At 60.8% G+C, this 13,589-nt stretch carries 13 protein-coding genes; 9 read left to right on the forward strand and 4 right to left on the reverse strand.

Annotated features, from left to right (window positions below; translation table 11 throughout):
• Positions 1-42 precede the first annotated feature (42 nt).
• On the reverse strand, positions 43-1,344 hold the full coding sequence (gene pncB, locus AB7813_RS01180; RefSeq protein ID WP_089267118.1) for a nicotinate phosphoribosyltransferase: 1,302 nt from the start codon (positions 1,342-1,344) through the stop codon (positions 43-45).
• Positions 1,345-1,639: 295 nt separating this feature from the next.
• On the opposite strand from pncB, the gene AB7813_RS01185 reads away from it, so the two are divergent.
• Complete coding sequence (locus AB7813_RS01185; RefSeq protein WP_170849696.1) at positions 1,640-2,488, forward strand: cyclase family protein; 849 nt, start codon at positions 1,640-1,642, stop codon at positions 2,486-2,488.
• 128 nt (positions 2,489-2,616) lie between these two features.
• On the opposite strand, the gene AB7813_RS01190 is transcribed toward AB7813_RS01185, so the two are convergent.
• The 3 genes from AB7813_RS01190 to AB7813_RS01200 all read right to left on the reverse strand — a co-directional run bounded on the left by AB7813_RS01190 (position 2,617) and on the right by AB7813_RS01200 (position 5,181).
• Positions 2,617-3,399 (reverse strand): ABC transporter ATP-binding protein, encoded by a 783-nt coding sequence (locus AB7813_RS01190; RefSeq protein ID WP_439063581.1) that lies wholly within the window; start codon positions 3,397-3,399, stop codon positions 2,617-2,619.
• On the reverse strand, positions 3,396-4,139 hold the full coding sequence (locus tag AB7813_RS01195) for an ABC transporter permease (RefSeq protein ID WP_439063582.1): 744 nt from the start codon (positions 4,137-4,139) through the stop codon (positions 3,396-3,398). Before AB7813_RS01195 ends, AB7813_RS01190 begins: the two co-directional genes overlap by 4 nt.
• A gap of 61 nt (positions 4,140-4,200) precedes the next feature.
• Positions 4,201-5,181: an ABC transporter substrate-binding protein gene (locus AB7813_RS01200; RefSeq protein WP_439063583.1), complete on the reverse strand. Its 981-nt coding sequence runs from the start codon at positions 5,179-5,181 to the stop codon at positions 4,201-4,203.
• Positions 5,182-5,367: 186 nt separating this feature from the next.
• On the opposite strand from AB7813_RS01200, the gene AB7813_RS01205 reads away from it, so the two are divergent.
• From AB7813_RS01205 to AB7813_RS01240, 8 genes are all read left to right on the forward strand, one after another.
• Complete coding sequence (locus AB7813_RS01205) at positions 5,368-6,228, forward strand: alpha/beta fold hydrolase (RefSeq protein ID WP_089267317.1); 861 nt, start codon at positions 5,368-5,370, stop codon at positions 6,226-6,228.
• A gap of 3 nt (positions 6,229-6,231) precedes the next feature.
• Entirely contained in the window at positions 6,232-7,020 is a 789-nt protein-coding gene (locus AB7813_RS01210; protein ID WP_120290964.1) for an enoyl-CoA hydratase-related protein, read from the forward strand.
• Between the two features lie 52 nt (positions 7,021-7,072).
• Positions 7,073-7,882 (forward strand): SDR family NAD(P)-dependent oxidoreductase, encoded by an 810-nt coding sequence (locus AB7813_RS01215; RefSeq protein ID WP_089267123.1) that lies wholly within the window; start codon positions 7,073-7,075, stop codon positions 7,880-7,882.
• Between the two features lie 305 nt (positions 7,883-8,187).
• On the forward strand, positions 8,188-9,408 hold the full coding sequence (locus AB7813_RS01220) for an ABC transporter substrate-binding protein (RefSeq protein ID WP_120291209.1): 1,221 nt from the start codon (positions 8,188-8,190) through the stop codon (positions 9,406-9,408).
• Positions 9,409-9,478: 70 nt separating this feature from the next.
• A complete protein-coding gene (locus tag AB7813_RS01225) occupies positions 9,479-11,377 on the forward strand; it encodes an ABC transporter permease (RefSeq protein WP_120290966.1) in 1,899 nt (632 codons plus the stop codon).
• Complete coding sequence (locus AB7813_RS01230) at positions 11,374-12,141, forward strand: ABC transporter ATP-binding protein (protein ID WP_093758939.1); 768 nt, start codon at positions 11,374-11,376, stop codon at positions 12,139-12,141. Before AB7813_RS01225 ends, AB7813_RS01230 begins: the two co-directional genes overlap by 4 nt.
• On the forward strand, positions 12,141-12,869 hold the full coding sequence (locus tag AB7813_RS01235; protein ID WP_175367396.1) for an ABC transporter ATP-binding protein: 729 nt from the start codon (positions 12,141-12,143) through the stop codon (positions 12,867-12,869). The genes AB7813_RS01230 and AB7813_RS01235 overlap by 1 nt, the downstream gene beginning before the upstream one ends.
• 69 nt (positions 12,870-12,938) lie before the next feature.
• Positions 12,939-13,400, forward strand: coding sequence for a MarR family winged helix-turn-helix transcriptional regulator (locus AB7813_RS01240; RefSeq protein ID WP_092151504.1), 462 nt, complete (start codon positions 12,939-12,941; stop codon positions 13,398-13,400).
• Positions 13,401-13,589: the final 189 nt, after the last annotated feature.

Below are 13,589 nucleotides of genomic sequence, written 5' to 3' on the forward strand. Positions count from 1 at the left end.
TCCGGGAAACCGGGCGGCGCTTTTTTGCGTTTGCGGTTCTGGCTAGACGATCACCGGCTGTTCGGCGACGCCTTCGCGGCCGAAGATGCGTAGATAGCGTTCGATCTCTGCAGGGCTGCTGCCGGTGGTCTTGGCGGGATTGTCCGACAGCTTCACGGCCGAGCGGCCGTTGGCATAGGTGACCTTGCAGACCAGGCTGATCGGGTCGAGTGAATCGAGCCCGCGCGGGTGGGCGCCGCGGAAGTCGTTGGTCGCCATGGTGCCCCAGCCGAAGCTCTCGCGAATGCGGCCGCGGAAGCGCTGATGCAGATCGATCATCAGGTCGACTTCGAGGCCATCACTGAACATCGCGCGCTTCTTGCGCGGATCCTCGCCGCGCATCGCGTACCAGGCGATCATCTCTTCGCCCGCCGCAACCGGCTCCTTGCTGTCCATGCGCATGCCGGTCCATTGTGAGGCCCAGGGCGGTGCGTCGCGCAGGAACTGCGTCATGCCGAACGTATCGGGCAGAATGATCAGCAATTCGCCGTCATAGACCTCCTGCCATTTCGCCAGCACGTCATATTGCGCGGTCTTCAGCTGGTCGTCGTTTTCGGCGAGGCAGGCGAACACCATCGGCAGTTCGTGCGAATTGGTGCCGATGGCTTCGAATGAATGCTTGAAGGCGAGCAGGGCGTTCGACGTTCCGACGAAGCTGCGGCCAAGCTCGTTGGCCATCGCGTCCGTCACCCATTCCTGCCACAGGAAGCCGTGGCGGCGACGGGTGCCGAATTCCGCGAGCCGCATGTCCGGATAGGATTTCAGCTTCTTGATCTTGTTCCAGATCTTGGTCTTGGTCTGGGCGTAGAGGATATCCAGCTCGAACTTGTCCAGCGTGGCCATGGCGATCCGCGACCGCAATTCGCTGACGATGGCGAGGGCGTAGATCTCCCACATCGTGACTTCGGCCCAGTCACCTTCGAAGGTGAGGACATATTGACCATCGATGGTCTCAAGCTTGTAGTCAGGCAACCTGAAGCTGCGCAGATACTCGATATATTCCGGACGGAAAATGTCGCGGCGGCCATAGAAGCGGTTGCCGGCCAGCCAGATCAGTTCGTTCTCTCGGAATGAAAGCGTGCGGGCATGATCGAGCTGCGCGCGCAGCACCGCTTCCGGAATGATCTCGGCAAGGCGGACGGTTTTGGTCCGATTGATCAGGCCGAAGGTCACGGGCACCTTCGGATAAAGCATCCAGATGAATTGATGCATCAGGAATTTGTAGAAGTCGGTGTCCAGCAGCGACCGGATGATCGGATCAAGCCGGTAGTTGTGATTGTGGACCCGGGTGGCGAAATCCATCATGGCAACGCCACTCCTGGTAACGTGCCTGATCGTGGCACCTGCACCGAAACGGCAGTGGCCGCATCGCTGACGCTGTCTTTGCAGCAGTTCATTAAATTGGCGTATCCGCCGGGTTTATCGATGTCAACGCAAGCGCTGAACGGCGCTTTCACAATCGAGGATTGTCGTGGCAGCCCAGCGTTTGTCCATCTGTTTTTGGCCCTGATCCTGCATCTGCGGGCATTGCGCAGAATTGTTTGCATGCTTACGATTTCCACCTGCCGGTGGGCGCCCCGAAACGATGAAGGACAGCACCATGAAAGTCGTCGATCTCTCCCACGTCATGAACATCCACACGCCCGGCTGGGTCGGCTATGCCGGCAACAAGATGTATTATGCGCAGAACCTGCAGACGCAGATGATCGTGGCGCAGCGGATCGAGACGGCGCTGCATGCCGGCACCCATTTCGACGGCGCGATGCACGCCACCGACGGGCGCAAGGGCGACATGGCCTCGCTGCCGCTGGACTACCTGTTCAATCGCGGCGTCGTCGTCGACATCTCAAGCCAGATGCACGACTGGGCGGTGATCACGCCTGAGATGCTTGAGAAGTCCGGCGCGGATATTCGGGAAGGTGACATTCTGATCCTGCACACCGGCTGGCACAAATATTACGAAGGGCAGGCGCAGCAGGATCTGGTGAAGTACTTCTGCTATCACCCCGGTCCGAACCTCGACACGCTGCACTGGATGCTGGAGAAGAAGATCAAATGGTTCGGCATGGACACGGGTTCCTGCGATCACTCGATGAACACCTCGATCCGCAACATGCGGCCGGACATCGCTGCGCAGTTCACCAAGAAGCACGGCAAGACGCCGGCGGAATTCTTCGGCACGTTTGAGTATAATCACAAGCTCTCGGGCCGCCACGTGACTGCCGACATGTTTCCGTTCCACAATTACGCGTTCCAGGAAGGCTTGTTGCATGCCGAGAATATCGGCGGCGACATCGAGCTAATGCTGAACCAGCGTTGCCTGATCGGCGCATTCCCGTGGCGCTATGATGGGCTTGAGTCATGCCCGTGTCGTATCCTGTGCTTCACGGATACGGGCGATGCGTCGGTGGAAGCCATGGGGAACGCGGCGAAGGCGATCATGGGGTGATGTAGTTTAGGTCCACACCGTCATGGCCGGGCTTGTCCCGGCCACCCACGTCCGTCTGGACTAGCGGCCAAGTCGTGGATGCCCGGGACAAGCCCGGGCACGACGTGGAGAGGTCGGTGGATCGTTGTTTAGCGCCTCAATCTCGCATCCGGCGCGTTTGCCTGCAGTGTATTCTGAATCGCTTCGCGGAGCAGGGGATAGTCCGCACGATCCCAGTCTGACATTCGCACGTCCGCCAAAAGCGCCGCTGACTTGCCGAACACGACGATGCGGTCGCCCACGGCCATGGCTTCTTCGAGCTGATGCGTGATCAGGATCGCGGTCGATTTAAACTCTCGTGCCAGTTCGACGAAGGTCTTGCGCAGCTCGTTGGCGGTGACTTCATCCAGCGCGCTGAAGGATTCATCCGCCAACAGGATCTCCGGCTGTACGGCAAAGGCGCGCGCAATCGCCACACGCTGGCGCATGCCGCCGGAAAGTTCGCGCGGATAGGCATTGGCGAATTTTTCCAACCCCAGCCGCTTCAGCCACGTCAGCGCACGCTCCTGCTGAACATCTTCGGCGATGCCGATCAGTTCGAGTGGGAGCTTGACGTTGTCGAGTGCGGAGCGCCACGGAAACAGCCGGTCCTGCTGGAAGATCGTCGCGATCTTGCCGCGGAAGGCGTTGAAGTCGTCATAGGGCGTCTTGCCGCCGATGGTGATGCTGCCGGCGGTAGGATGTTCGAGTCCGATCAAGAGGTCGAACAGGGTCGACTTACCGCAACCGGTCTTGCCCACGATGGCGATGAGTTCGCCGGGCTCGATCCGCAGCGACAACTGGTCGATGGCTGTGATCGACTGGCCGGAGGTGGTCTGGCGAAATACCTTGCGCAGGCCGGCGATCTCGATGGGCGCTGAAGCTGCCGTCATGCCCGCCACCGCAATACGTGTGTTTCGAGTCTGACGAGCAGCGCTTCGAGGAAGAACAGCAATATGACCAGCACCAGCGTCCAGGCGAACACGTCGGCCACCGAGAACAATTCCTGTGCGACCGAGAGCTGATGCCCGATGCCGGTCACTGCGCCGACGAGTTCAGCGATGGTGACAACGCGTATGGCGAGGCTGAGGGTGATCTTCCAGCTCGTGATGATCCCCGGCGTGATCGCTGGCAGCATCAGCTTGTGAAAGAACTGCAACGGCGTCGGCCTGAATGAGCGGATCATCTGCTTCAGGTCACGCGACACCTCGCGCATGTTGTCGAGGGCGTCGACCGTGAAAACCGGTGCGCAGACCACAACCAGCACGAAGACGATGCGGAATTCGACGCCCTTGAACCACAGCACCGCGAACAGGATCCAGGAGACGACCGGTACCGCCATCAGGATCCGCACCATCGGCCGCAGATATTTCTCGATGCTTTCGGACAGATACATCAGCACCGCCACCAGCAGTCCGATGACGAAGGAAACGACCAGTGACAGCAACACACGGCCGAGCGTCACCGCGACGTCGAGCGGGGTGATCTTGGCCAGGCTTTCGGCAATACGGCCAAGGCCCGGGATTGCGAAAGCAGGAATGCCCAACGTCGGCGCCAGATAGGACATGACCTGCCAGACCGCTGCGAAGAGCACGATCGATATGATCGTCTCGCGCGGCAGGCTGGAGATCATCAGGCTTCGCGGTGACCTTTCGAAGATCGGTTCCTCGAATGGCGTGGCAGGTCTCGGCTCGTCAGGGGGCATAGATGATCGCTTCGTCAGGCAGCTTTGGATGGAAGCCGGCGGCGACGGCGCGCTCGAACGTATCCCAGATGCTCTTGCGTTCGGTGGCGTCCCAGGCTGGCTTGGCGTCGAAGTCCCAGCGCTTGGCGAGCACGGCTTCCTTCAGGATGCCGGGCGGCAGCTTCACGGTCTCGACTGCGATCTTGTCGGCACCGTCCGGATCGCTGCGCAGATATTTGGTGACGTCCGCAAGCGCCGCGACGAATTTCTTGGGCGCATCCGGGGCTTTCTTGATGGTATCCTCGCGCATGGCGTAGACCAGCTCCCAGCCGGTGGTGCCCGCAATCTCCTTCCATCCGTCATTGGCGTTGAAGATGATCTTCAGCGACGGATCGTCCTTCATCATCATGGTGGCGATCGGCTCGATGATCATCGCGGCGTCGACGCGGCCGGCGGCAAGCTGCGCACGCGCTACAGCAAAGTTCGCGTTGACCAATGTCATGTCCTTGGCCAGGTCCATCTTTTTGGATTTCGCGTAGATCGACAGGATCTGGAATTGCCCGCTGCCCATATCGGCGGCGAGTTGCTTGCCTTTCAGGTCGGCCAGCGACTTGATGGCCGGGTCCTTGGTGATGATGACGAGATCGGCGAGCGTGGCACCTGTTGCGACGATTTGCAGCGGCACGCCTTCGAGGCGCAGCTTCTGGAAGTAGGTGGGCCCGCCGATCAGCGTGTCGATTTCGCCGGTGGCGAGGCCCGCATAATAAGAGGAGAAGGAAGGGTAGACCTGAACTTCGGCCTCGAAACCGTTCTTGGTATCGAACTTCTGCGCCTTCATGATGTTGATGATGATCGGCGCGAAGACGGGAAGTGTCAGGCTACCCACGCGGATTTTTGTCGGCGCCTGCGCCTGCGAATTTGTTGCGAGCGCGTTGCTCATCAGCGTAGCAGCCGTGCCCATTGTGAAGGCGCGTCGCGAAAGACCGGTCATGACATCTCCTCAAGAAACGTTGTGGCGCGTGGCTTTTCGATCGGTTTATGCGGCGTTGCGATATTTGTTTGTAAGCAAATGATATGCCAAAATTGAATCCACTAAATCCTCTTGCAGTCGTGAAATAACGCTACTAGCATTTCGTTTGTGTGCAAATGAAATCTGCTCTGACTGCAGGAGGCGATGATGCCGCACGTGACGACGCCCGACGGGACGCAACTCTATTATGAGGAAGTCGGCACCGGGAGTCCTGTGGTTTTCGTCCATGAGTATGCGGGGGATTACCGCACCTGGGAGCCCCAGCTTCGTTACTTCTCGCGCTCCTATCGTTGCGTCACCTACAGCCAGCGCGGTTATCCGCCATCGGATGTACCGACCGATCCAGCGCGTTACGGCCAGGATATTGCACGCGATGACGTCATCGCATTGATGGATGCACTGAAAATCGACAAGGCGCATATCGTCGGTCATTCCATGGGCGCATCGACGGCGCTGCATGTTGGCATTCACTATCCGGATCGCTGTTTGTCGGTAACCGCTGCAAGCTGCGGTTACGGCTCCAGTCCCGATCCTGCCTTTGTGGAGCAGGGCCGTGCAGCCTCGCGCGAAACCGCAAAAATGTTCGAGACGGTCGATTTTCCGACCGCTGCAGCGCGCTATGCCGATGGTGCAACGCGTCAGACGCACAAGAACAAGGACCCGCGTGGTTTCGCCGAGTTTGCGCGCATGCTGGCGGATCATTCTCCGGTCGGGCACGCGCTGACCATGCGCGAGCTGCAGGCCAAGCGGCCGATGCTGTGGGAGATGAAGCCGCAACTCGAGACATTCACGCCGCCACTGCTGATCATCGTTGGCGACGAGGACGATTGGTGCCTCGATCCCAGCATCTTTCTCAAGCGTACGGTGCCGACAGCAGGTCTTCTGGTATTGCCGCGTGCCGGCCATACCATCACCAGCGAAGAGCCGGCGGCATTCAATGCAGCGCTGGCTGAGCTTTTCCCGGCGGCCGAGTCCGGTCGCTGGATGTCGCACAAGCCGGCGGCCTGAGCGATGAGCACGCCCGGCGATATCGTCATTGATATTGCGGACGGCATCGCGACGCTGCGTCTGGCCAATCCGGCACGACGTAACGCGATCTCCACGGCGATGTGGAACAAGATCGCCGCCTTTGCCGGCGACGTCGCCACCCGCAAGGATATCCGTGTCGTGGTCATCCGCGGCGAGGGCGACCTGATGTTTTCCGCAGGCGCAGACATTTCCGACTTTGCCACGGCTCGATCAGGCGAGGGCAATGCCCGGGCCTATGACGATCTGGTCGAGAATACCTGTCTGGCGATCGAGGCGATCCCGCAGCCGACCATCGGCCTGATCTATGGCGGCTGCATGGGTGCCGGGTCATCCGTTGCTGCGAGTTGCGACATGCGCGTTGCTGCGGATGATGCCTTCTTCGCAGTACCCGCCGCCAAGCTTGGTCTGGGCTACGATCCGCGCGGTATCGCGCGCTTTATCCGCGTGTTCGGCGCCGGTGCGACGCGGCAAGTCTTGTTCACGGCGGATCGTCTGCCTGCCATACGCGCTCATGCGCTGGGCGCTGTGCATATCATCGCACCGAAGGCTGACATTGAATCGCTGGCCGGCGAGCTTGCAAGGAAGATCGCGGGCAATGCGCCGCTGACCATCAAGGCGGCCAAGGCTGCCATTCGTGCGCTGAGCACGAGTAATGCCGAACTCCTGGCTGAAGCCGAGCAGTTCTATGCCGCGGCGGACGCCAGCGCCGACTACGCCGAAGGCCGCAAGGCCTTTGCCGAGAAACGACCCCCGCGCTTTACAGGAAGCTGATTGACCTAAGAATTTTCGTTTTCATTTCCGCCAACCTCAGAAGGACACGCACATGGATCTCCAACTCAAAGGCAAATGCGCTCTCGTCACCGGCGGCAGCGAAGGTATCGGCAAGGCGATTGCCATGACGCTGGCAAAGGAGGGCGTCAATGTCGCCATCTGCGCCCGTCGCATGGAGCCGCTGGAGAAAACGGCTGAAGAAATCCGCAACGCCTACGGGGTGACGGTGGTCGCGATTACCGCCGACCTCACCAAGGATGCGGATGCCAAGGCTTTCGTCGAGAAGGCCGCCAAGGAACTCGGCAGCATCGATCTGATGATCAACAATGCCGGTTCGGCGCCGGGCGGCGTGATCGAGACGCTCACCGAAGCCGACTGGGAACAGGCGCTGCAGCTCAAATTCATGGGCTATGTGCGCTGCTTGCGCTACGCGCTGCCCATCATGGTCAAGCAGGGTGGTGGCCGCGTGGTCAATCTGATCGGCAATGACGGCGTCAAGCCATCCTATTGGGAAATCGCACCGGGTGCTGCGAACGCTGCTGGTCAGAACATGACCCTGTCGCTCGCCGGTCAGTACGGCCGTCACAACATCTCGTTCTGCGCCGTCAATCCGGGTCCGGTTCGTACCGAGCGCTGGGCCGGCCTCGTCAACGCCATGTCGCGCGACATGAAGATCTCCTACGAGGAAGCCGACAAGCTGGCGCCGGCCTCGATCCCGCTCGGCCGCATCGCCGAAGTCGAGGAAGTTGCAAACCTTGTTGTCATGCTCGCGTCGCCTCTGGTGCAGATGGCCAACGGCACGATGATCGAAATCGATGGCGGTCAGGACAAGGCGCTGATGGACCGTTTCCGCGATCGGTAGTCGTCAAAACAGGACGCGCGGCGGCGGAATACCCCGCCGCGCGGCTCTGCGAAATTACGCCGCAGTTGCGCACGCAATCTGCTGACATTGGATGATCAAAACTTCAGCGGTGTGCTAGGCATGTTGCACCAAGACCAGTCTTGACAACAAAGTGAGTGCGCCGGACTATTTGCGTACAAACTAATTCACGTTGCAAACATGGGGCTGCAAGCGACGCAAGGGCGAACGGTCGATCCGTTTCTTGCGAAGGCTTCGGCGAGAATCACTTCTATCGCAAACGTCGATCACAACGGAGTTCGATCATGATGACGGCTCGTTCCCTTCACTCACTCGCGATTGCCGGCACAATGGCCGGCGCACTGACATTGTCGTTCGGCCACGCGGTTCTCGCGCAGGACACGATCAAGATCGGTGAGCTCAACAGCTACAAGACACAGACCGCGTTCCTCGATCCCTACAAGAAGGGCTGGGAGCTGGCGATCGAACAGATCAATGCCAAGGGCGGCGTGCTTGGCAAGAAGCTTGAAGTTATTTCGCGCGACGATGGCTCGACGCCGGGCGATGCAGTGCGCGTGGCCGATGAGCTGGTGACGCGCGAAGGCGTCAACATCATCGCCGGAACGTTCCTCTCGCATATCGGTCTCGCGGTGACCGAATTCGCCGGCAAGAAGAAAGTGTTCTTCCTCGCTGCCGAGCCGCTGACCGACAAGATCACCTGGCAGAACGGCAACAAGTATACGTTCCGCCTGCGCGCCACGACCTATATGCAGGTCGCAATGCTGCTGCCGGATGCGCTGGCTGCCAAGAAGAAGCGCTGGGCGCTGGTCTATCCGAACTTCGAATACGGCCAGGCCGCGGTCGCGACCTTCAAGGAAATGATGAAGGCCAAGCAGCCTGACATCGAATTCGTCACCGAGCAGGCACCGCCGCTCGGCAAGGTCGATGCCGGCGCCGTGGTGCAGGCCATCGACGATGCCAAGCCGGACGCGATCTTTAACGTGCTGTTCGGCGCGGACTTCTCCAAGCTGGTCCGTGAAGGCACCACACGTGGCGTGTTCAAGGATCGCACCGTCGTAAGCCTTCTGTCGGGCGAACCGGAATATCTCGATCCGGTGAAGGAAGAAGCGCCGGTCGGCTGGATCGTCACCGGCTATCCCTGGGACAAGATCAAGACCCCGGAATACCTGGCTTTCCTGACGGCCTATCAGAAGAAGTACAACGACTATCCGCGTCTTGGTTCGATCGTCGGCTATGTCACGATGACTTCTCTGGCTGCCGGTATCGCCAAGGCAGGTTCGACTGACACCGACAAGCTGATTACGGCCTTCGAAGGTCTGAAGCTCGACAGCCCGTTCGGTCCGTTCATGTATCGCGCCAGCGATCACCAGGCGACCATGGGCGCTTACGTGGGCAAGATCGCGCTTGAAGGCGGCAAGGGCACCATGGCCGACTTCAAATATGTCGATGGTGCATCGGTGCTGCCCAGCGACGCCGAAGTTAAGAAGCTCCGTCCCGCGACCGAGTAACAGGAAGTACGACGATGATCGCCGTTGATACTCTCCTCGCACGTTCAACGCGGGGAGGGGGATTCCTCCGATGAGTTTCAACGCGTTTCTGTTTCAGGCACTAAACGGCCTGTCGGCCGCCTCCGGCCTGTTCTTCGTGGCGGCCGGGTTGTCGCTGATTTTCGGCGTCACCCGGATCGTCAATATCGCTCACGGGTCCCTCTATATGATCGGGACCTATATCGCCTACAGCATCGCCACCAAGGTCGGCGGTGCCGTCGGCTTCTGGGGCGGCATTGTTCTGACCGCATTGCTGGTGGCCCTGATCGGCGCTGCGATCGAGATCCTTCTGCTGCGGCGGATTTACCGCGCGCCTGAGCTGTTTCAATTGCTCGCTACTTTCGCGCTGGTGCTCGTTATCAACGACGCGACGCTGTGGATCTGGGGTCCTGAGGATCTGCTTGGCCCGCGCGCGCCAGGCCTGACCGGCTCCATCGAGGTGCTCGGCCGCCGGCTGCCCACTTACGATATCTTCCTGATTTTCGTCGGCCCCTTCGTACTGTGGATGCTGCATCTGGCGCTGGCCAAGACCCGCTTCGGCCGGTTGATGCGCGCAGCCACGCAGGACCGTGAGATGGTGGGCGCGCTCGGCGTCAACCAGGCCATGCTGTTCACGGGCGTGTTCGCGCTCGGCGCTTTGCTCGCTGGCCTTGGCGGCGCGCTGCAGATTGCGCGCGAGCCGGCGACGCTGGCGACCGACCTGATCGTGATCGGCGACGCCTTCGTCGTCGTTGTGGTCGGCGGCATGGGCTCGATCTCCGGCGCCTATCTTGCGGCGGTCATCATCGCCGAGGTGAAGGCGTTGTGCATCGGCCTCGGCGTCGTGAATTTTGGCGGCTTCACGGTGAATTTCTCCAAACTGACGCTGGTGGCCGAATTTCTCGTGATGGCCGCGGTGCTGATCGCACGGCCCTACGGCTTGCTCGGTCGGGAGCAGGTGGCTGTGCGCAGCGTGGCTGAGCCCGAAGAGCCGCTGCGTCCTGCGACACCGGCCACGAAGATCGCGGGCCTCATCCTTCTTGTCGTTCTCGTGTGCCTGCCACTGATCGCCAAGAACTCGCCCTATACGCTCGTGCTCGGCATCGACGTGTTGATTGCCGTGCTGTTTGCAACCAGCCTGCATTTCATCATGGGGCCGGGTGGCATGCATTCCTTCGGCCATGCGGCCTATTTCGGCCTCGGTGCTTACGGCGCAGCGCTGCTGGTGAAATGGTTTGCTGCGCCGATGGGGCTCGCACTGGCAGCCGCGCCAGTGCTGGCGTTGGTCGGCGCGCTGCTGTTCGGCTGGTTCGCCGTGCGTCTGTCTGGTGTCTATCTAGCGATGCTCACGCTCGCCTTCGCCCAGATCGTCTGGGCCGCTGTGTTCCAGTGGGAGACACTCACCGGTGGCTCCAACGGCGTTCTCGGCGTCTGGCCCACTGCGCCATTCGACAGCCGTGGGGCATTCTATTTCCTGACACTCGCACTGGCCGCGCTCGGCGTATTGTTGCTCCGCAAATTCCTGTTCGCGCCATTCGGTTACGCGATGCGGGCAGGGCGTGACTCTCCCTTGCGCGCCGAAGCGATCGGTCTTGATGTCAAGCGTGTGCACTGGCTGGCCTTCGCCATTGCTGGCGGCATCTGCGGCATCGCCGGTGGATTGTTCGCCTTCGCCAAGGGCTCGATCTCGCCGGAGACCATCGGCGTCAGCCGCTCCATTGATGGTCTCGTCATGGTGCTTCTCGGCGGCATCCAGACGCTGACCGGCCCGATTGTCGGTGCGTCGGTCTATGCGGTGCTGCAGGATTTCATGATGCGTTCCACAGAATACTGGCGGGCCTTGCTCGGCGGCATCATTCTGCTGCTGGTGCTTGCGTTCCCGAGTGGCATCGTCGGCGGCCTCGTCAAGCTGATCTCGCGACGAAAGACAACATCGAAGGCCGCATCATGAGCGACCTCGCCATTCGTTCGCTCTCGAAATCCTTCGGTGGTGTGCGTGCCGTCAACGAAGTGTCGTTCGACATCAAGCGCGGCGAGTTTCTTGCGCTGATCGGCCCGAATGGCGCCGGCAAGTCGACCTGCTTCAACATGATCAACGGCCAGTTGCCGCCGGATTCCGGCGAGATCTGGTTCGAAGGGGCGAAGCTCAACGGCAAGAAGCCACGCGATATCTGGCGCCTTGGTATCGGTCGTACCTTTCAGGTAGCCGCCACCTTCAATTCGATGACGGTCATCGAGAATGTGCAGATGGCGCTGATCTCCCACGCCAATCAGGTCTATCGGCTGTGGAAGCCGGCATCCTCGCTGCATCGTGAACGCGCGCTGGAGCTGCTGGCCCAGGTCGGCATGCAGGATGCCGCCGATCGGCCGAGCCGCGAGCTGGCTTATGGCGACGTCAAGCGCGTCGAACTGGCGATTGCGCTCGCCAACGATCCACGGCTGCTGCTCATGGACGAGCCGACTGCCGGCATGGCGCCCAAGGAGCGCAACGATCTGATCGCGCTGGTGAAGCGTCTGGTGATCGAGAAGGGCATCTCCGTACTGTTCACCGAACATTCGATGGATGTGGTGTTCGCTTTCGCCGATCGCATCATCGTGTTGGCGCGGGGCCGGCTGATCGCCGACGGCGATGCGAAGTCGATCCGGGACAATCCGCAGGTGAGGGAAGTGTATTTCGGCACCGGCAAGACCTTCCAGAAATCGGAGGCCCACTGATGAGTGCCCCGATGCTCTCGGTCGAAAATCTCGGTGCCTCCTATGGCGCTGCGCAGATTCTCTATGATCTCAGCCTCAATGTCGGGCGCGGCGAAGTCGTCGCACTGATGGGCCGCAATGGCGCTGGCAAGACCACGACCATGAAGGCCATCATGGGTCTGATGGCGCAGTCCACCGGCAAGATCCGGTTCGATGGCCACGATATCTCCGGCCGGCAGCCTTATGAGATCGCGCGGCTCGGCCTCGGCTTCACGCCGGAAGACCGTCGTATTTTCTCCGATCTGACGGTGCTGGAAAATCTCGATATCGGCCGCCAGCCGCCACGCAAGTTCAGCGACGGCGTGCCGGCGCCGGTCTGGACCGAGGAGAAGTTGCTGGCGCTGTTCCCGAACTTGGGCGAAATGCCGAACCGTCCGGGAGGGCGGATGAGCGGTGGCGAACAGCAGATGCTCACCGTGGCGCGGACGCTGATGGGCAATCCGCTGCTGATCCTGCTGGACGAGCCGTCCGAGGGCGTTGCCCCCCTGATCGTCGAACTGATGGCCAATACCATTCTCGAACTGAAAAAGGCTGGAGTGTCGATCCTGCTGTCGGAGCAGAACGTGCATTTCGCCGAACTGGTTTCGGACAGGGCCTATGTCCTCGAAAAGGGCCAGATCCAATGGAACGGCACCATGACCGAGCTGGCGGAGAATATTGACATTCAACGCGCTTATTTGACGGTGTAACGACCAAAACTTCAACTGTCGCGGCAACCGAAGATCGTTCATAACTAGCAAGAGATCATCGGGGACGACATGGCGCAGAAACCGACCAAGCTGAAGGCCCTTCCGACCGCGGAGACGCCGCCGGACTATGTCCTCGACTCCCAGGTCGGCTTCCTGATGCGCGTGGCGATGCAGCGCCACACCTCCATCTTCATGTCCAACATGATCGAGGATCTGACCCAGACGCAATTCGCGGTGCTGGCGAAGTTGCATGAGGTCGGCCCGAGTTCACAGAACCATCTCGGGCGGCTGGTCTATCTCGATGCCGCGACCATCAAGGGGGTTGTGGATCGGCTGGGCCTGCGCGGATTCATCACCACCGGTAGCGACCCTACGGATCGCCGTCGCCGTGCGGTGTCGCTGACCGAGAAGGGCGCCCGTGTGGTCGATGCGGCAATCCGCGTTGCAGCGGAGGTCAGCGCCAAGACGCTACGCCCCTTGACCGCCGAAGAGCAACGGACACTGACGCGGTTGCTGAAGAAGATTACCTGATCAGACTTTGGCGTTGAGCAGCGCCTTCACGCGCTGCGGCGAGACCGGCAGCTGCGTGATAGCCCCGGGTTGGCCGAGCGCGTCGTCGATCGCCGCTGCAATCGCCGCGCCGACGGCATTGGTGCCGCCTTCGCCGGCGCCCTTGAGCCCCATTGGGTTGAGCGGGCTCGGCGCATCCTCGGAAATGAT

It is taken from the genome of Tardiphaga sp. 20_F10_N6_6 (assembly GCF_052076045.1).
In the GTDB taxonomy this organism is placed as follows: Bacteria; Pseudomonadota; Alphaproteobacteria; order Rhizobiales; family Xanthobacteraceae; genus Tardiphaga; species Tardiphaga robiniae.